The sequence below is a fragment of the Alteromonas sp. Cnat2-8 genome (genome assembly GCF_022348355.1).
Lineage (GTDB): Bacteria > Pseudomonadota > Gammaproteobacteria > Enterobacterales > Alteromonadaceae > Alteromonas > Alteromonas macleodii.
In genome coordinates this window covers 727,590-744,178 of sequence record NZ_JAKREX010000002.1, presented here as the reverse complement: position 1 = coordinate 744,178, position 16,589 = coordinate 727,590, and the positions used below count along the sequence as shown (strand labels likewise).

The following is a 16,589-nucleotide window of genomic DNA, read 5'->3' as shown; positions in this document are numbered from 1 at the left end:
CCCTGCGAGAGCTTTAAATATGGTGCGGAAGGAGAGACTTGAACTCTCACGCCGTGAAGCACTGGAACCTAAATCCAGCGTGTCTACCAATTCCACCACTTCCGCGAAAAAGTGGGGTGGACGATGGGACTTGAACCCACGACAACCGGAATCACAATCCGGGGCTCTACCAACTGAGCTACGCCCACCACAGTAATCCTGTTCAGTCTTATGTGTGAATTGATAAACACATAAGCGCCTACCGAGCTGTCAGGATCTTACATAGCTACTCGATAGTTAAAGTCGACTCATACCCTAGCCCACAGATGATTTATCACTCTTAGCTAGAAGTATTTACTGAATCGAAGAAAGCATAAATGGTCGGTGAGACAGGATTTGAACCTGCGACCCCTTGTACCCAAAACAAGTGCGCTACCAAGCTGCGCCACTCACCGACTGGAATGCTTACATTAAGCTTTTGATAAAGCTTGAAAATATGGTGCGGAAGGAGAGACTTGAACTCTCACGCCGTGAAGCACTGGAACCTAAATCCAGCGTGTCTACCAATTCCACCACTTCCGCGAAAAAGTGGGGTGGACGATGGGACTTGAACCCACGACAACCGGAATCACAATCCGGGGCTCTACCAACTGAGCTACGCCCACCATAGGGTGTGTTTGCAATTTACACGCTTTATTTTAGCAGTGTAAATACGAAAATTCAGCCTTGCTATCAGGACCTACCTGACTCGCATGGCGCGCCCGGCAGGATTCGAACCTGCGACCCACGGCTTAGAAGGCCGTTGCTCTATCCAGCTGAGCTACGGGCGCTTGGCGAATCTTCGCTGCAAAAAGTGGTCGGTGAGACAGGATTTGAACCTGCGACCCCTTGTACCCAAAACAAGTGCGCTACCAAGCTGCGCCACTCACCGACTGTCGTACCGACCTTGAAGCATTAGCCTCTGTGCCGTTACGGGGTGCGAATATTACTGACATCCCCCCACCTCGTCAAACACTTTTTTAAATAAAATCATCAACCGCTCACAAAGCATCCATTCTCACGTTTTTTTGAACAATTACTCTTGTATTTACCTGTTTTTAGCCTAGGTTTGCGCTTCTTTTAAGGGTAAGCATCAGGCTTTCCATTAACGGTTGTTTACGTTGAACATTTGTGGCGAATAATTGCAGAATAATAACTACTAGAGTATTAGTCCTATTTTATGAAACAATATAGGGCACTTGTTGACCACCCAACCATATAAGAATCGTACAAGACTATGACCGCCCATCTTATTGACGGCAAACTAATTGCCAAACAAGTTCGCCAACACGTAACCTCCTATGTTGAATCGCTTACGCAAGCAGGTAAAAGACAACCAGGCCTAGCCGTTGTCCTTGTTGGCAGTGATGCAGCTTCTCAAGTTTATGTTTCCAATAAACGTAAAGCGTGCGAAGAAGTGGGGTTCGTTTCTCGCTCTTTCGACCTTCCTTCTGATACTACAGAAGAGACCTTGCTAAATTTAGTGGACGAGCTAAACGAAGATAAAGAGATAGACGGAATTCTGGTACAGCTTCCTTTACCTGCAGGGTTAAATGCAGAAAAGGTACTTGAACGTATTCACCCTCATAAAGATGTCGACGGATTTCATCCATACAACATTGGCCGCCTTGCACAGCGTATTCCTGCACTACGTCCCTGCACGCCAAAAGGCATCATGACCATGATAGAGTCAACCAAGCGCCCTGTAAAAGGCTTAGACGCGGTCATTGTAGGTGCGTCGAACATTGTGGGACGCCCTATGAGCCTGGAACTGCTTTTAGCAGGCTGCACCGTTACTACCTGTCATAAGTTTACTCAAGACCTTAAAAGTCACGTTCAACGTGCAGACCTACTGGTAGTCGCGGTAGGTAAACCGAACTTTATTCCTGGTGACTGGGTAAAGCAGGGCGCGATTGTCATTGATGTAGGTATTAATCGCGTTAATGATGGTTCACTTGTTGGCGATGTTGATTTCGAAAAAGCGAAAGAGCGCGCAGGCTGGATAACCCCCGTTCCAGGCGGTGTTGGGCCGATGACAGTAGCCAGTTTGATAGAGAATACGCTGGAAGCTTACGTAAAATATCATTCTTAAAGCACAAATAGTTCAACCAAAATGTTAGGCAGAAATTAAATTTCTGCCTTTTTGTTTTATACTCCCCCTCAAGTTGAACACAGACTCAAACTGACCTACACCTTTTATGGCAGAACCAACATCTCCTTTATGGGAACAGCACGTAATTGATGCAACGCTTAAATGGGTTGACGACATTGTGATAAAGCATAACTTTTGTCCCTTTGCGCGCTATGTAAGAACACCTCACCAAATTCGGTGTGTGGTAATTGAGGGCAATGCGGGAAATGTCGTTCAATCGCTATACGATGAGTTGCGGCATTTAGAAGAGAATGACACCACCGCTACAACACTAATTGCACTCACGCATTCAACCCTTGCTGATTTCAACGAATATCTCGATGTATTGGCTATCAGCGATAATATGCTGCACGACTGGGGATACAGCGGCACTTATCAACTTGCCAGCTTCCACCCCAATTATGTATTCGACGGTAGCGACGTAGACGATGCTGAAAACTATACCAATCGTTCACCCTACCCGCTTTTGCATTTGATTCGTGAAGCTGATATCACACGCTACATGAAGAAAGAAGAAGATGCCGAAAAGATATTCAGCCATAACATTGAAAAAGCACGGACGCTTGGGTGCCCTTATTTTGAGGGCGTATTAGACACGCTTAAAAAAGATAAGCCCGCTCGATAAAACACGGGAAGCTTACCTTTTTTGTGCAATGTAAAAAACACGCACTAAAAAGAGAATAAGCTCGTGATGCGAGCAGGCCTAAAGTATTGGATTACTCCAGGGAACCCAAATAAGCAGCTCCTTATAACAAGCAGGATGTTTATTTGGCTCAAGCTTTCACTTGAAACGTCACTTTACCTGCAAATTATGTGAGTAATATGACAACGTTACACATTTTGACTTCGTTAGGGCTAAAACGTGAATACCCACAATTCATTTTCTCTCGAGGCGATAGCGACCGTCGCTACGCCTTTCAAGCAAAAGTTTGCTATTCCAAGACAGCCCAACTTGGCTAACGCCGAAGGTGTTATTACCTTCGAAGAAGGCTTTAACGATATCAGTTTGCTTAAAGGGATAGAGAATTACAGTCACCTGTGGCTGCTTTTTATCTTTCACCAGAACATTGAACGCGGTTGGAAAAATACGGTAAAAGCCCCTCGTCTAGGTGGTAATGCAACTATGGGCGTATTGGCAAGTCGCAGTACCCACCGACCTAATGGGATTGGCATGTCTGTGGTGAAAAACAAAGGTGTGGTTAGCAGTAATGGACAGACACAGTTAGTGGTTGAAGGGGTAGATTTAGTCGACGGCACACCACTTGTCGATATCAAGCCCTATATCGCGTACGCTGATAGTGTTCCTAGCGCCAGCGATAATCTTGATGACATTAACCCCATACCCAATCGCGACGTATCATTCGCCGATACAATCCAGCCCACGCTTGCTGAAATAGAGAAAAAGCACCGTGTTTTTTCTGCCTTGGTGACTGCGGTACTGTCCCAAGACCCTCGCCCAGCCTATAAACAGCATATTGAAAATGATGAGAAAACCTACCGCGTGACGCTATACGATATTGATGTAGGGTTTGAAATAAGAGATGCCGCCGTTAAGGTGACCGAACTGGTTCATTTAGGATAATTACACTATTAGTGTTAACAGTCTGTGGCGAAATAGCTCACAGTTAATTAGAATACGCCCAAACGTGTGACACCTTATCTCGGTTCAAGCATTTCGCAATGTTTTGTTTTGCGAATTGCCGTTTGCGAAAGAGCATCACACTAACCGTCATAAATACATTTATAACAGGATACCTGCTTTACATGCGCACTAGTCAATATTTGCTTGCCACGCAGAAAGAAACACCTGCAGATGCAGAGGTTATCAGCCACCAGCTTATGCTAAGAGCTGGTATGATCAGAAAGCTTGCCTCGGGTCTATACACATGGTTGCCATCTGGTCTTCGTGTACTTAATAAAGTAGCCAATATTGTTCGTGAAGAAATGAACAAAGCAGGCGCGATTGAAGTGCTAATGCCCGTTGTTCAGCCCGCAGATTTGTGGGAAGAATCTGGACGATGGGAAGAGTACGGCCCAGAGTTACTTCGTATTAAAGACCGCCACCAGCGTGATTTCGTATTAGGTCCAACGCACGAAGAAGTTATTACCGCGCTTGTGCGTAATGAAATTAGCAGCTACAAGCAGCTTCCGCTTAATCTATACCAAATTCAGACTAAATTCCGCGACGAAGTGCGCCCCCGTTTCGGCATTATGCGTGGTCGTGAATTTACCATGAAAGATGCGTACAGCTTCCACTTAGAAGACAGCTGTTTAGAAGAAACGTATCAAAAAATGTACGACGCTTACTGCAATATATTCTCCCGTATGGGCTTAGACTTCAGAGCAGTCATTGCCGACTCTGGCTCTATTGGTGGTAATCACTCTCACGAGTTCCACGTACTTGCCGCATCAGGTGAAGACGATATCGCTTTCTCAAGCGACAGTGATTACGCAGCCAATGTTGAAATGGCTGAAGCTGTTGCGCCTGAAAAAGCTGTCGCATCGGGCGCTGCAGTTGAGACTAAAGATGCCAAAGGCAAAGATTTCAATGCCATCTTAAAAAGCGTAGAAGCCGAAGTGACAAACGCGGTCAAAGTCGTAGTAGTGAAAGCCGCTAATGAAGTAAACAGTAAAGGCGAAGAAGTAGTTTCTGATAAATGGGTAGCCCTTGTACTTCGTGCTGATCATGAGCTTAATGATGTAAAAGCAGAGAAGTTAGACGGCGTTGCAAGCCCGCTTGTTGAAGCATCATTTGAACAAGCAAAAGATACTCTTGGCGTGTCACCATTGTTTGCTGATGCAACCAACCTGACTGTACCCGCTTATATTGACGCCAGTGCAGCTGCCCTTGCTGACTTCACTACAGGCGCAGGCGCAGGCGGTAAGGTAAATATTAACGTAAACTGGTCTGAAGATATTACTGGCGTTGATATTCGCAACGTTGTAGCAGGCGATGCATCTCCTGACGGGAAAGGCACGCTAGATATTAAACGCGGCATCGAAGTGGGTCATATCTTCCAGCTTGGCAGCAAGTATTCAGAGGCCATGAACTGCGGCGTACTAAGCGAATCAGGTAAGCACCAAACCTTAACTATGGGTTGTTACGGTATAGGCGTATCTCGAATTGTTGCGGCAGCTATCGAGCAAAACCACGATAAATTTGGCATAAAGTGGCCAGATCCTATTGCACCGTTTAAAATTGCATTAATACCAATGAATATGCATAAGTCTCATCGCATTAAAGAAGCAGCGGAAGCGCTTTATGAAGAGCTTGTTGCCCTTGGCGTAGAAGTGTTGTTTGACGACAGAAAAGAGCGTCCGGGTGTCATGTTCAATGATATGGAATTAATTGGCATACCTCACAGCATTGTTATTGGTGAAAGAAACCTAGATAATCAACAGGTTGAGTATAAGAATAGACGTACTGGTGAAAAGCAGTTGTTAGATATTAGCGCAGCAAAGGACTTTGTAGCCGCACTCTAGCGCCTGATCTCGCCGATTAGATTAGAAAAGAGGGCGTATGCGGTTAACATTTTATGGCGTAAGAGGGTCAATCCCTACCCCGGGAGCAGCTTACGTCCGCTATGGTGGTAATACTGCATGCGTTCACATTGAGCTTGAGGATGGTACCGATATCATCCTCGACTCTGGCACAGGGATTCGCGTGCTTGGCGAGCGCCTTATTCAAAAAGATACACCCATTAATCTGCTGTTGAGCCACAACCATTGGGATCATATTCAAGGCTTCCCTTTTTTTGCGCCTATCTATCAGGCTTCACGCGAAATCAACATATACCCGGGTCAAACCCTCCTTGATGAACCTGATCAAATTTTAAAGCAAATGGAAGGGTCGTTATTTCCAGTCCCCCGAAGTGCGCTGAAAGCTAACATTTCTATTGTCGATATTCCCAAGTCTACAAGCCGATTTTCAGTAGGAAGCGCAACCATAACTCGCTTAGCCATGAACCACCCCGGTCGTGGCAGTGCTTATTGTATTGAAGCCGATGACGCAAAGGTGGCTTACATAACAGATAATGAGCTTTACCCCCCCTACAAAAAAGAAACAGACTTTATCGATTTCGCAAAATTTGCACAAAATGCCGATCTGCTAATACACGATGCACAGTACATGTTGTCTGACATGCCAGCTAAGAACGGATGGGGTCATTCGGTCGCGGAAGAAGCGGTGAAACTAGCAATGGCATGTGACGCAAAAAAATTAGCTTTATATAGTCATGATCCAGAACGGACTGATGACGATATAGATGATGTTGTAAACCATTGTAATGTATACGTCACAGTGGCAGAGTCTAATCTACAAGTATTTGCATCTTCAGAAGGCCAAGCACTGGACTTCAGTTAAGCATAACAACAACCCCACGTTACGGAGAATTAAAGGTGTCTGTGTTAAAGCCTTTTGTATTTTTAGCAGCATTTGCTGCTTGTACGCCTGTGTGCGCTCAACAATCACAAGAAGTGGTAAGCGAACAAGCGTCATCTTTAGAAAATAGTGAACAAGAGCGCACTGTTGAAAATGAAGAAAATCAATCGTCTCAGGAAGAAAGCGGTATTGAAGTTATCGATATCATCAAACGTGACACCATCACGGAAAGTGCACTGGATAACCGATTAGAAGGCGATAAAGAAGCACTGGATAATGTGTTTGCTATCACTCAGCATAGACAAAACTATCTACTTCCAATCACTTACGTTTCCAACCCAAGCTCTGTGGCCAGTGAAGAACTCACAAACGAGAACATAGACAATAAAGAAGCCAAATTTCAGGTAAGCGCAAAGCTGCCGCTTTATTTGGAAGATACAGGATTCGACGGTGTTTACTTTGGCTTTACGCTTACCTCTTTCTGGCAGCTTTATAACAGTGAAGCGTCGAAGCCGTTTCGCGAGACCAATTACGAACCAGAAGTCTTTTGGCAAGAAACAGCCGATTATTCCGTACTTGGCTACAAATTTAATACCTTTCAAGTTGGTTTCAATCATATGTCTAACGGTCAAAGCGGGCTGCGCTCTCGAAGCTGGAATCGTATATTTGCCTCTATTGTCTTTAGCGACGATGACGATATCTACTACCTAAAGACGTGGTACCGTATTCCTGAAGACGAGAAAACAGACCCGCTTGATCCTACCGGCGACGATAACCCTGATATACAAGACTATTACGGTAGAATGGAACTTGGTTATGGAAGGAAAATTGGCGCGTTTAAAGTACTGGCGCTTTTACGAAATAACCTCGACGTAGATGAGAACCGAGGCAGCATCCAGCTAGACTTCACCTACCCTATCTCTGACCGCTATGAAGTCTTGCTTCAATACTTCAATGGCTATGGCGATTCGCTTATCGATTATAACCGCTCACAAGAACGTATTGGTATCGGTTTTCAGCTGCACTTTTTGTAATAAATAACCACGTAGACACAGGATGGGCACGCCAAACCGCTTTTGCATGGCGTGCTCTTCTCATTTCGACATCACTGTTTGCTAATCAATCACGCCTGCCGCGCGATAAAGCTGAATATGCACCTCTACCAGCGCAGCAATATCTCTTTGGTAGCCTCCACCAATTACCGCAGCAATCGGAACGCCTAAACGCTCGGCTAACGCAAAGACTTGCGTATCTCTCTCGTACACGCCTTGCGTAGAAATATGTAAATGACCAAGGTCGTCGTTTACATGCACATCAACGCCTGCGTCATAGATGATGGCATCGGGCTGGAATTGTCTCATTACCATCGTTAGCGCTTGTTCTAGCGTAGTTAGATACTCATCGTCTTCGGTGCCCTTATCGAGCCCTATATCAATATCGGAACGCTGCTTTCTGTGAGGGAAGTTCTTTTCACCATGAATAGATAAGGTAAAAATATCACGGTCGTTTTCGGCAAGTTTTGCTGTGCCATCGCCTTGATGCACATCTAAATCGACAATAAGCACATTTTCAACGGACGGGGTTTGCTGCATAGTTTTCGCTGCCAAATATAAATCGTTGAACAAGCAAAAACCTGAACCAAAATCAGCAAACGCGTGATGATACCCGCCCGTTAAATTCAATGCTTTTCCATGCTCTAGCGCTAGCTTGGCTGTTAAACAGGTCCCAGCGACGGCAGTACGGGTACGCTCAATCAGCTGCTGCGACCAGGGAAAGCCTATGCGGCGCATGGCTTTCCTATCTAATGCGCCAGTACTTAGTGCATCAACATAGTCCGGATCGTAATAGGCAGTGAGAAAAGAAAGATCAACCGGTGATGGAGTAACAAAACGCGATGCTTCCACACCACGATTTAACAATTCATCGCGAATACCTACGTACTTCTCGATGGGAAATCGGTGTCGCTCAGGAAGATCTAACTGGCTATAAATAGGATGAAATACGAGTGGTGTTGTCATTATTATCAATACTAGTTTAGGCCGCGCGCATCTATAACAGATAAAAGAAAAGGGGCGTGAACATTGTTCAAACACTCCCTTTTAACGTGTTTATACTGACAAAGCACAGTTAGCGGGTCAAACTGTTCACCACCTTTTCAACATTTTCTGACATACTTTTCATTGAGCGTGACATGTCATCACGCTGAGCAAGTTGATGATATTTTTCAGATGATGTGACCACATTACTGATTATTGTTTCCACCTGCTGAAGTACAGCTTCTTGCTCATCTGCGGCTTCGTTAAGCGCCACAACTACGCTGGCCGTTTCTTGAATATCCCTCACCACGTTATTGAGTGTTTCAAGCGCTGTTGCTGCTTCTGCTGCGTTTGTGTCTGACAGTTGCTTGCCTGACGACATCGCCGCAACGGCCCCTTTTGCTTCAGCTTCAAAACTACTTAAAATGTCGTTAATTTCCTTGGTCGACTGCTGTGTTTTAGCTGCAAGTGCTCGAACCTCGTCGGCTACCACAGCAAAACCACGGCCATGCTCACCTGCCCTAGCAGCTTCAATTGCTGCGTTTAGAGCCAGCAGGTTAGTCTGATCGGCAATTTCGTTAATAACATTTACCACTTTTAGAATATTGGTACTGCGGCTTTGCAGTTCTGACACGATATTACTTGATTCGGTTACCGTTTTTGCTAGTTGCTTAAAGCCTGCATTGGCGCTTTCAAACGTGGCATAACAACTTGCCACGTTCTTTTCAGAGTTATTTGTCGCCACAGCAACTTGGTCGGTGATTGCCACTAAATTTTGCACAATCTCTTTAAGTTTATCCGTACTGCTATCAAGCGAACGCGACGCATCCCGTTGTCCATTGGCGCCTTCCATAATGGATTGACTGACGTTACCGAGGGTGCCAAACGCCTTCTCCATTTCGGTCTCCGCTTGTTGAAGCTGCGCAACCGAATCTTTTAATTTGTTTTGTAATGCCCTGGCAGATTCTGCCAGCATGCCCAATTCATGGTCGCTGGAATACGTTAACGCGTAGTCGTAACGGCTATGAGCCAAGTTAGATATACACGCCGCAACCTGCTTCGTTGGTTTAATAACCTGAGAGCGCAAACGAGCAATCACATAAGCAACAGAAAGCACAGAAAGCGCAATTGCTGCCAGTAGAATTATCCAGAGCATAGTGCGCGTATTGGCTTTAAGTTCAGCAATCGCGTTCGCTGAATCCGCTGCAATTTCCGCCGCGATACCTGAGAGGAGCTTAGCAGGCTCTCTATCAATACCTCGAACAAAGCTATCTCCAACCTTTGGATCAAACCCTGAGTTAATAAATGCGTCGTATCCTTCACGGTATTTCTCGGCCATGACTGCATGGGCTTTTTGAAATTGCCTGATATCTGACTTCACGCTTTCACTTATCACACTACTTGATAGCATCAGGTCAAACTGGCGAGTGATGTCGGCCTCTCTCTGCTTGAATCGCTCCCAGTATTTTTCTCGGTCGTCTTTTTTGTGGCCACGCAACAATACGTTCTTCCACTCTTGCACTTGAGTTTTGAAAGTACTTAGCGTGGTATTGACGTCTCGTTCTGACTGAACAAGGGTGTTTTCTAGCTCATCGAATGAATTAAGTAACGAGAAAGACTTCAGAATTGAGGCACCGTTTAATAGTACAAGAATTAAAAAGCTGGCGAGAACAGGCGTCATCACCAAACGGCTGATGCTTGTGTAATTGAACACGGCTTAACCTTTAGTATAAATTTAAAGAAGGACGTCGCCATTAAATGATATTTTTATGACGGTATGGTTACAAATTTGGTATGAATCAACATACCAATATATGCGAAAATATACACTCTTATAGTAACAGGCTTATTAACTTGCTCTTTTTTAAGTAGATACAAAAAAAGAGCCCGAAGGCTCTCTTTTCATTTCGGTAAATCTACACCCGTTTACTCCCACTCAATCGTAGCAGGTGGCTTACCAGAAATGTCGTAGACCACACGACTAATGCCGTCAATTTCATTGATAATGCGATTAGACACTTTACCTAGGAAGTCGTAGGGTAAATGTGCCCAGTGAGCTGTCATGAAATCGATGGTTTCTACTGCACGAAGGCTTACTACCCAGTCGTATTTACGCGCATCACCCATTACGCCAACTGAGCGCACTGGAAGGAATACGGTAAACGCTTGGCTTACTTTTTGGTATAGGTCAGCAGCATATAGCTCTTCAATGAAGATAGCGTCAGCACGACGTAGTAAGTCGCAATATTCTTTCTTAATTTCACCAAGTACACGAACACCTAGACCCGGACCAGGGAACGGGTGACGGTAAAGCATGTCGTACGGTAAACCTAGCTCAAGGCCGATTTTGCGTACTTCGTCTTTAAAGAGTTCACGCAGTGGCTCAACAAGACCTAGCTCCATATCTTCTGGAAGACCACCCACATTGTGGTGCGACTTAATTACGTGCGCTTTACCCGTTGCAGAACCCGCTGATTCAATAACGTCTGGGTAAATAGTACCTTGCGCTAACCACTTCGCGTTTTCACGCTTACCCGCTTCTTCGTCAAATACACGAACAAACTCATTACCGATAGCTTTACGTTTAAGCTCAGGATCTTCAATGCCTTTTAGGCGATCAAGGAAACGCTCTTCAGCGTCTACACGGATAATGTTAAGGCCGAAATGGTCACCAAACATTTCCATTACCTGATCAGCTTCATTTAAGCGAAGCAGGCCATTGTCTACAAACACACAAGTAAGTTTGTCACCTATCGCGCGGTGAAGCAGCATAGCTGTTACTGAAGAATCTACACCGCCTGAAAGGCCAAGAATAACTTCTTCATTGCCCACCTTCTCTTTTATGCGCTCAATGGCATCGTCTATAATTGCGCCAGCTGTCCAGAGCTTTTCACACTTACAGATGTCCATCACAAAGTGAGTTAATAGACGCATGCCTTGGCGAGTGTGAGTCACTTCAGGGTGGAACTGCACGCCATAGAATTGCTTCTCTGCGTTATACATTGCAGCATGTGGGCATGAAGCGGTTTGCGCGATGGTTTCAAAACCTTCGGGAATAGCTGCCACTTTATCGCCGTGGCTCATCCATACATCAAGCAGCGCCGCGCCGTTATCGCCTATCGCATCTTCAATTTTATCCAGCAGCGGGCTTGGCTTAATCACTTCTACTTGCGCATAACCAAATTCACGCTTGTCTGAACCCAGTACGCCACCACCTAGCTGTTGTGCCATGGTTTGCATGCCATAGCACACGCCTAGCACTGGCACGCCGGCTTCAAATACGTACTCGGGCGCGCGTGGTGAACCTTCTTCGGTTACTGACTCTGGGCCACCTGACAGAATAATCCCTTGAGGATTAAATTCGCGGATTTGCTCTTCGGTCACATCCCAAGCCCAAAGCTCACAGTAAACGCCTATTTCGCGAACACGACGTGCTATCAACTGCGTGTATTGCGAGCCAAAATCCAAAATAAGTATGCGTTGGTCGTGGATATTTGTGGTCATGTTTTATTTTTACCCGTTAAATAAAAGAACAAAGGCTGGTGTAGTACCAGCCTCGTAGTCGTCGGTCGCCTTAACCTAAACGGTAGTTTGGCGCTTCTTTGGTAATGCTTACATCGTGAACGTGGCTCTCGCCCATTCCGGCTGAAGTTACGCGCACAAATTGTGCCTTGGTATTGAGCTCTTCAATTGTTGCGCAGCCCGTTAAGCCCATGGCTGAGCGCAAGCCGCCCATTTGCTGATGGATAATATTAGCAATTGGACCTTTGTACGCTACGCGGCCTTCAATACCTTCTGGTACTAATTTCTCAGCGTTATCAGAATCTTGAAAGTAACGGTCTGACGAACCGTGGCTTTGATCCATAGCGCCTAGTGAACCCATACCGCGATATGACTTGTAATAACGGCCTTGGAAAAGTTCTACTTCGCCTGGCGCTTCTTCAGTACCTGCTAGCATGCTGCCAACCATTACGCAGCTTGCGCCAGCAGCCAACGCCTTAGCAATGTCACCCGAAAAACGAATACCGCCGTCAGCGATTACTGGAATGTCAGTATCTTTAAGCGCTTCTACTGCATCTGATACCGCAGTAATTTGAGGCACACCGCAACCGGTTACGATACGGGTAGTACAAATTGAGCCAGGGCCAATACCCACTTTAACAGCATCTACACCGGCATCGGCAAGTGCTTTCGCGCCATCGCCCGTCGCAACGTTACCCGCAATAATTTGTACATCTGGATAGTCTGCACGTACCTTTTTCACGCGGTCAATAACACCTTGCGAGTGACCGTGAGAGGTATCGATAAGTAAAACGTCAACGCCTGCATCTACAAGTAGTGCAATACGTTCGTCAGTACCTGGTCCAACGCTTACCGCAGCACCAACACGTAGGCGACCAAGCGAGTCTTTACATGCGTTAGGCTTGTTTTCTGCTTTCTGGAAGTCTTTAACAGTGATCAGGCCTGTAAGCTTAAACGCGTCGTCGACGACAAGAATTTTCTCAATGCGGTGTTCGTGCATAAGATCTAACACCACATCAGAGCTTGCACCTTCTTTAACGGTAACCAGATCATCCTTACCGGTCATTACGTTTCTAATAGGCAAATTCAAACGCTTTTCAAAGCGAAGATCGCGGCCTGTCACAATACCAATTAGGTTATTATCTTTATCAGTCACCGGGAAGCCAGAGTAACCAAGACGCTTAGAAAGCGCGATAACTTCACCAATGGTCGCATTCTCTTCAACCGTTACCGGGTCAGATACCACACCACTTTCGTATTTCTTAACTTCACGTACGTGTTTGGCTTGCTCTTCGGGCTTCATGTTTTTATGAATGAAACCAATACCACCCTCTTGAGCTAGCGCAATAGCTAGACGGGCTTCAGAAACCGTGTCCATGGCAGCAGACACCATTGGAATATTTAACGTTACGCCACGCGTAAGGCGTGTTTGTAAGTTGGCTGTGTGAGGGAGGACGGTCGAGTGGCCGGGAACCAGCAACACATCGTCGAACGTCAGGGCTTCTTGGATGATACGTAGCATGCAACAACACCTATTCAGTTGAGGGTTAATTGCGGCGCAATTGTAGTGTTTTTTAGTTTTCAGGTAAACTCTAAATGTATTAAACCCAGTGATTTTTTTTATGTTTACAAATTCGCCATCTACGTCTCGACAAATTTTAACAGTTACCAAGCTAAATCGCTTAGCCAGAACCGTACTGGAAGGCGAAATTGGCCTTATTTGGCTATCGGCTGAAATATCCAATTTTGTGGCAGCCGCATCAGGGCATTGGTATTTCACGCTGAAAGACAACAAAGCCCAAGTTCGCGCGGCCATGTTCAAGGGATCAAACCGCAATGTTCGCATTCGCCCTAAAGAAGGCGACAAAATTTTAGTGCGAGCGTCGGTTGGCCTTTACGAAGCACGCGGCGACTATCAACTGGTTGTCGAACACATGGAAAGCGATGGCGAAGGTGCGCTTAAGCAAGCGTTCGAAGCCTTAAAGTTCAAACTCAACAATGAAGGCTTGTTCGATACTGCTAACAAGCGTGCGCTACCTGAACGTATTAATCGCATCGGCGTAATAACTTCATCAAGCGGTGCAGCGCTTCATGATGTATTAAGTGTATTAAAACGACGCAGCCCACAAACCGAAATCATTGTTTATCCGTCGATGGTTCAGGGTGAAACCGCGCCTTTACAGTTAATTAATGCGTTAAGAACGGCTAACCGCCGCGCAGAAGTGGATGTGCTGTTACTTACGCGAGGCGGCGGTTCATTAGAAGACTTATGGTGTTTTAATGATGAAAGCTTGGCAAGAGAAGTCGCTGCAAGTGCCCTTCCCATAGTTAGCGCCGTAGGCCATGAGGTAGACTTCACCATTAGTGACTTCGTCGCCGATGTTCGCGCCCCTACCCCATCTGCTGCTGCCGAAATCTTAAGTCAGGATTCTGCGGCTCTTTACCAAACGCTAAGTCAGCAAAAACAACGCTTAGCAAGGGCAATACATCAGTACCTTCAAACGAGTAAACAACAGCTTGTTTTAAAGAAACAACGGCTAAATGCGTTGCATCCACAAAGCCGCATCCAATCGCAGTGGCAAACGTTAGACAGACTACAACTTCGTTTAGCGCATAAGATGCAAAACGACTTGGCAAAAGCAGAGAAGCGATTACAAGGTCTTGATTACAGGCTAAACAAACAATCGCCATCAGCAAACGTGGCGCGTGCAAAAGACAAACTGAATTACGCTAGCACCAAGCTCTTATCAAGCATGAATACACTCATTAGAAGCAAAAAAAATGAACTTGGTGGTAAAGTTAGCCTCTTACAATCCGTAAGTCCTCTTTCAACGCTCGCCCGTGGTTACAGCATTACTTTGTCCGACAAAACAGCCATTAATAGCGTGAATAAAGTAAATGTAGGTGATGAGATAAAATCTCGGGTGACTGACGGAGAAATAACCAGTACAGTGACACACATTCAGCGGCAATAGGTAGCCTTAAGTATTATGCCCGTTCATGTAAACGCGTTTTCCTTTTCCAGTATTTACCAGCGGGCCTGTGCATTTTGGAGCCTAAAGTCACAGCGGTTCGCTGTACCCAAAATTTTGACACCTTTGTGCGTTTTTGTTCTGTTACTAGTGCCTGACTTCACCTTTGCTTCTATGGTCAATCAACCTGTCTCTGTTTTTTCTACCTACCCGAGCGAGACGTTACTCAGGGCTTGTGGAGCCCAGCGAGCATTAAGCGAAGCTAATGCTTCTCAATCCACTAATTTGTGTTTTGAAGATGCGATTTCGCCCGACAGCTTTATTAAACTCCTAAGCGAATCAGGAGAGTTCAGTCATTTGTTCCCTTATGGCGAAGGAAACGACTACGAACTATTGATTGCTAATGTTGGCGCAGCGCCTGGCATGCATCGACAGCACGCAAAACAATTTGCAGAATTCACTTTACAATGGCGAGGGATAGAAATTGACTCATCTTCATTTGATGCGAGTGCCGCAGAAAACACAGATGTGAAAACGGAAACCGCTTTAGCCGAAGAAGAAGCTCAATCGTTGATTGCCCGCTGGATTCAACATGCCAAACATTCTGGATTATTTACCAGCCAGTTTTTGTTCGATGCGCTAGAAGCTAGCGACTATAAGGGTGGATTACAGGTACCAAACGCCATTGGCGACTTCACTAAATTAGATACTCAGTTATATCCAGACCCGTTTAACGGTGCAATTACTCGCTATATACACCCTGAGTTTGAAGATGCGCTCGTTGATGTCACCGTATATCCCTTTTTAGATCAGCTTTCTTCAGATGAAAACGAGCTACTTCCTAAGCAACTAGAAAGTGATCTGCAAAGAGCTAGTGCTACAGCCGATTTACAACAGTTAACATTGTCTCAAATCAGTCCAGCCTCACGCTATGAGGTTAACAGCGCATTAAGAGGATGGAGGTTGGGGCTGAGCGCGACATCTGAAACATCACCAACAATTTACGCGACAACCTATGTCTTTAAGCTACAAGATAAAATCGTAAAAGTGTCTACGACTTTTCCTCCTGACTTTTCAGACAATATTGTCAATCAATTGATTGTTAACGTAGAAGTTCCGCAAGAGTCTGAAATGATGAAAAAGGTTCGCTCTCTGCTTTTGGAAAGCGCGCATTAAGCTTTTTTCGCAGAACGTCGTTTAACTAGCGGCAAACTCAACGTTGGCTTTTCTTCTGTTTTGGCGGTGAGAATATATACTTTTTGCTGCTCTTTTGGTTTATACCTATCAAACCAGTTATACATTTGATTTTTTTGAAGTGGTGAGGCGACTTTAACCAATTTTTCTACTGACACTTTATCTCCCAAAAACACTGCTGGCTGTCTGCTAAACAGGTAGTGTCTGCAAAAACAGCTCCAAATTTCACATCCGTGGTAACCTCCCGAATTCAAAGGTACGTACCTATAAATGACTGAATATGTGAACAAAGAGAAAGTGGTACTAGCAGGAAA

Annotated in this window: 13 protein-coding genes and 7 tRNA genes; 8 read left to right on the top strand and 12 right to left on the bottom strand. The window is 45.3% G+C overall.

Annotated features, from left to right (window positions below; all coding sequences use genetic code 11):
- Positions 1 to 20: 20 nt before the first annotated feature.
- From MHN00_RS07385 to MHN00_RS07355, 7 genes are all read right to left on the bottom strand, one after another.
- Positions 21 to 105 (bottom strand) — tRNA-Leu (locus MHN00_RS07385).
- 7 nt (positions 106 to 112) lie between these two features.
- Positions 113 to 188, bottom strand: a tRNA-His gene (locus tag MHN00_RS07380).
- Between the two features lie 169 nt (positions 189 to 357).
- Positions 358 to 434 (bottom strand) — tRNA-Pro (locus MHN00_RS07375).
- A gap of 42 nt (positions 435 to 476) precedes the next feature.
- A tRNA-Leu gene (locus MHN00_RS07370) sits at positions 477 to 561 on the bottom strand.
- A gap of 7 nt (positions 562 to 568) precedes the next feature.
- Positions 569 to 644 (bottom strand) — tRNA-His (locus MHN00_RS07365).
- Positions 645 to 732: 88 nt separating this feature from the next.
- Positions 733 to 809: transfer RNA gene (locus MHN00_RS07360), tRNA-Arg, on the bottom strand.
- Between the two features lie 24 nt (positions 810 to 833).
- Positions 834 to 910 (bottom strand) — tRNA-Pro (locus tag MHN00_RS07355).
- Between the two features lie 345 nt (positions 911 to 1,255).
- Between MHN00_RS07355 and folD the strand changes: the two genes are divergently transcribed.
- The 6 genes from folD (at position 1,256) to MHN00_RS07325 (ending at position 7,585) form a co-directional block, all read left to right on the top strand.
- Entirely contained in the window at positions 1,256 to 2,110 is an 855-nt protein-coding gene (gene folD, locus MHN00_RS07350) for a bifunctional methylenetetrahydrofolate dehydrogenase/methenyltetrahydrofolate cyclohydrolase FolD (protein WP_014950149.1), read from the top strand.
- A 106-nt stretch (positions 2,111 to 2,216) separates the two neighbouring features.
- Positions 2,217 to 2,795 (top strand): DUF1415 domain-containing protein, encoded by a 579-nt coding sequence (locus MHN00_RS07345; RefSeq protein ID WP_039228338.1) that lies wholly within the window; start codon positions 2,217 to 2,219, stop codon positions 2,793 to 2,795.
- 237 nt (positions 2,796 to 3,032) lie between these two features.
- Positions 3,033 to 3,752 carry a tRNA (N6-threonylcarbamoyladenosine(37)-N6)-methyltransferase TrmO gene (gene tsaA, locus MHN00_RS07340; protein WP_239300800.1) on the top strand — a complete coding sequence of 240 codons (720 nt, stop codon included), beginning with the start codon at positions 3,033 to 3,035 and terminating at the stop codon, positions 3,750 to 3,752.
- A gap of 182 nt (positions 3,753 to 3,934) precedes the next feature.
- Positions 3,935 to 5,653 (top strand): proline--tRNA ligase, encoded by a 1,719-nt coding sequence (locus MHN00_RS07335; RefSeq protein ID WP_239300798.1) that lies wholly within the window; start codon positions 3,935 to 3,937, stop codon positions 5,651 to 5,653.
- Positions 5,654 to 5,690: 37 nt separating this feature from the next.
- Positions 5,691 to 6,533, top strand: coding sequence for an MBL fold metallo-hydrolase (locus MHN00_RS07330; RefSeq protein ID WP_239300796.1), 843 nt, complete (start codon positions 5,691 to 5,693; stop codon positions 6,531 to 6,533).
- 35 nt (positions 6,534 to 6,568) lie between these two features.
- Positions 6,569 to 7,585, top strand: a complete 1,017-nt coding sequence (locus MHN00_RS07325) for a phospholipase A (RefSeq protein ID WP_075177065.1) — start codon at positions 6,569 to 6,571, stop codon at positions 7,583 to 7,585.
- An 81-nt stretch (positions 7,586 to 7,666) separates the two neighbouring features.
- On the opposite strand, the gene MHN00_RS07320 is transcribed toward MHN00_RS07325, so the two are convergent.
- The 4 genes from MHN00_RS07320 to guaB all read right to left on the bottom strand — a co-directional run bounded on the left by MHN00_RS07320 (position 7,667) and on the right by guaB (position 13,631).
- Positions 7,667 to 8,569 carry a histone deacetylase gene (locus MHN00_RS07320; RefSeq protein ID WP_110289231.1) on the bottom strand — a complete coding sequence of 301 codons (903 nt, stop codon included), beginning with the start codon at positions 8,567 to 8,569 and terminating at the stop codon, positions 7,667 to 7,669.
- 109 nt (positions 8,570 to 8,678) lie between these two features.
- Positions 8,679 to 10,301, bottom strand: coding sequence for a methyl-accepting chemotaxis protein (locus tag MHN00_RS07315; RefSeq protein ID WP_014950156.1), 1,623 nt, complete (start codon positions 10,299 to 10,301; stop codon positions 8,679 to 8,681).
- A 212-nt stretch (positions 10,302 to 10,513) separates the two neighbouring features.
- On the bottom strand, positions 10,514 to 12,091 hold the full coding sequence (gene guaA / locus MHN00_RS07310; RefSeq protein ID WP_239300794.1) for a glutamine-hydrolyzing GMP synthase: 1,578 nt from the start codon (positions 12,089 to 12,091) through the stop codon (positions 10,514 to 10,516).
- A 70-nt stretch (positions 12,092 to 12,161) separates the two neighbouring features.
- Positions 12,162 to 13,631 carry an IMP dehydrogenase gene (guaB, locus tag MHN00_RS07305; RefSeq protein WP_014950158.1) on the bottom strand — a complete coding sequence of 490 codons (1,470 nt, stop codon included), beginning with the start codon at positions 13,629 to 13,631 and terminating at the stop codon, positions 12,162 to 12,164.
- Between the two features lie 100 nt (positions 13,632 to 13,731).
- On the opposite strand from guaB, the gene xseA reads away from it, so the two are divergent.
- Both xseA and MHN00_RS07295 read left to right on the top strand, forming a co-directional pair.
- Positions 13,732 to 15,084 carry an exodeoxyribonuclease VII large subunit gene (gene xseA, locus MHN00_RS07300; protein ID WP_239300792.1) on the top strand — a complete coding sequence of 451 codons (1,353 nt, stop codon included), beginning with the start codon at positions 13,732 to 13,734 and terminating at the stop codon, positions 15,082 to 15,084.
- A 15-nt stretch (positions 15,085 to 15,099) separates the two neighbouring features.
- Positions 15,100 to 16,257 (top strand): hypothetical protein, encoded by a 1,158-nt coding sequence (locus MHN00_RS07295; protein ID WP_239300790.1) that lies wholly within the window; start codon positions 15,100 to 15,102, stop codon positions 16,255 to 16,257.
- Here the strand turns inward: MHN00_RS07295 and MHN00_RS07290 are convergent.
- On the bottom strand, positions 16,254 to 16,433 hold the full coding sequence (locus tag MHN00_RS07290; RefSeq protein ID WP_039218122.1) for a hypothetical protein: 180 nt from the start codon (positions 16,431 to 16,433) through the stop codon (positions 16,254 to 16,256). The two genes, MHN00_RS07295 and MHN00_RS07290, sit on opposite strands and share 4 nt — an antisense overlap.
- Between the last annotated feature and the right edge of the window lie 156 nt (positions 16,434 to 16,589).

What these genes read in the sequence shown, in the direction of transcription:
- folD (WP_014950149.1), top strand. Translation starts at nt 1,256, where the DNA reads ATGACCGCCCATCTTATTGACGGCAAACTAATTGCCAAACAAGTTCGC.
- MHN00_RS07345 (WP_039228338.1), top strand. Translation starts at nt 2,217, where the DNA reads ATGGCAGAACCAACATCTCCTTTATGGGAACAGCACGTAATTGATGCA.
- MHN00_RS07335 (WP_239300798.1), top strand. Translation starts at nt 3,935, where the DNA reads ATGCGCACTAGTCAATATTTGCTTGCCACGCAGAAAGAAACACCTGCA.
- MHN00_RS07330 (WP_239300796.1), top strand. Translation starts at nt 5,691, where the DNA reads ATGCGGTTAACATTTTATGGCGTAAGAGGGTCAATCCCTACCCCGGGA.
- MHN00_RS07320 (WP_110289231.1), bottom strand. Translation starts at nt 8,569, where the DNA reads ATGACAACACCACTCGTATTTCATCCTATTTATAGCCAGTTAGATCTT.
- guaA (WP_239300794.1), bottom strand. Translation starts at nt 12,091, where the DNA reads ATGACCACAAATATCCACGACCAACGCATACTTATTTTGGATTTTGGC.
- guaB (WP_014950158.1), bottom strand. Translation starts at nt 13,631, where the DNA reads ATGCTACGTATCATCCAAGAAGCCCTGACGTTCGACGATGTGTTGCTG.
- xseA (WP_239300792.1), top strand. Translation starts at nt 13,732, where the DNA reads ATGTTTACAAATTCGCCATCTACGTCTCGACAAATTTTAACAGTTACC.
- MHN00_RS07295 (WP_239300790.1), top strand. Translation starts at nt 15,100, where the DNA reads ATGCCCGTTCATGTAAACGCGTTTTCCTTTTCCAGTATTTACCAGCGG.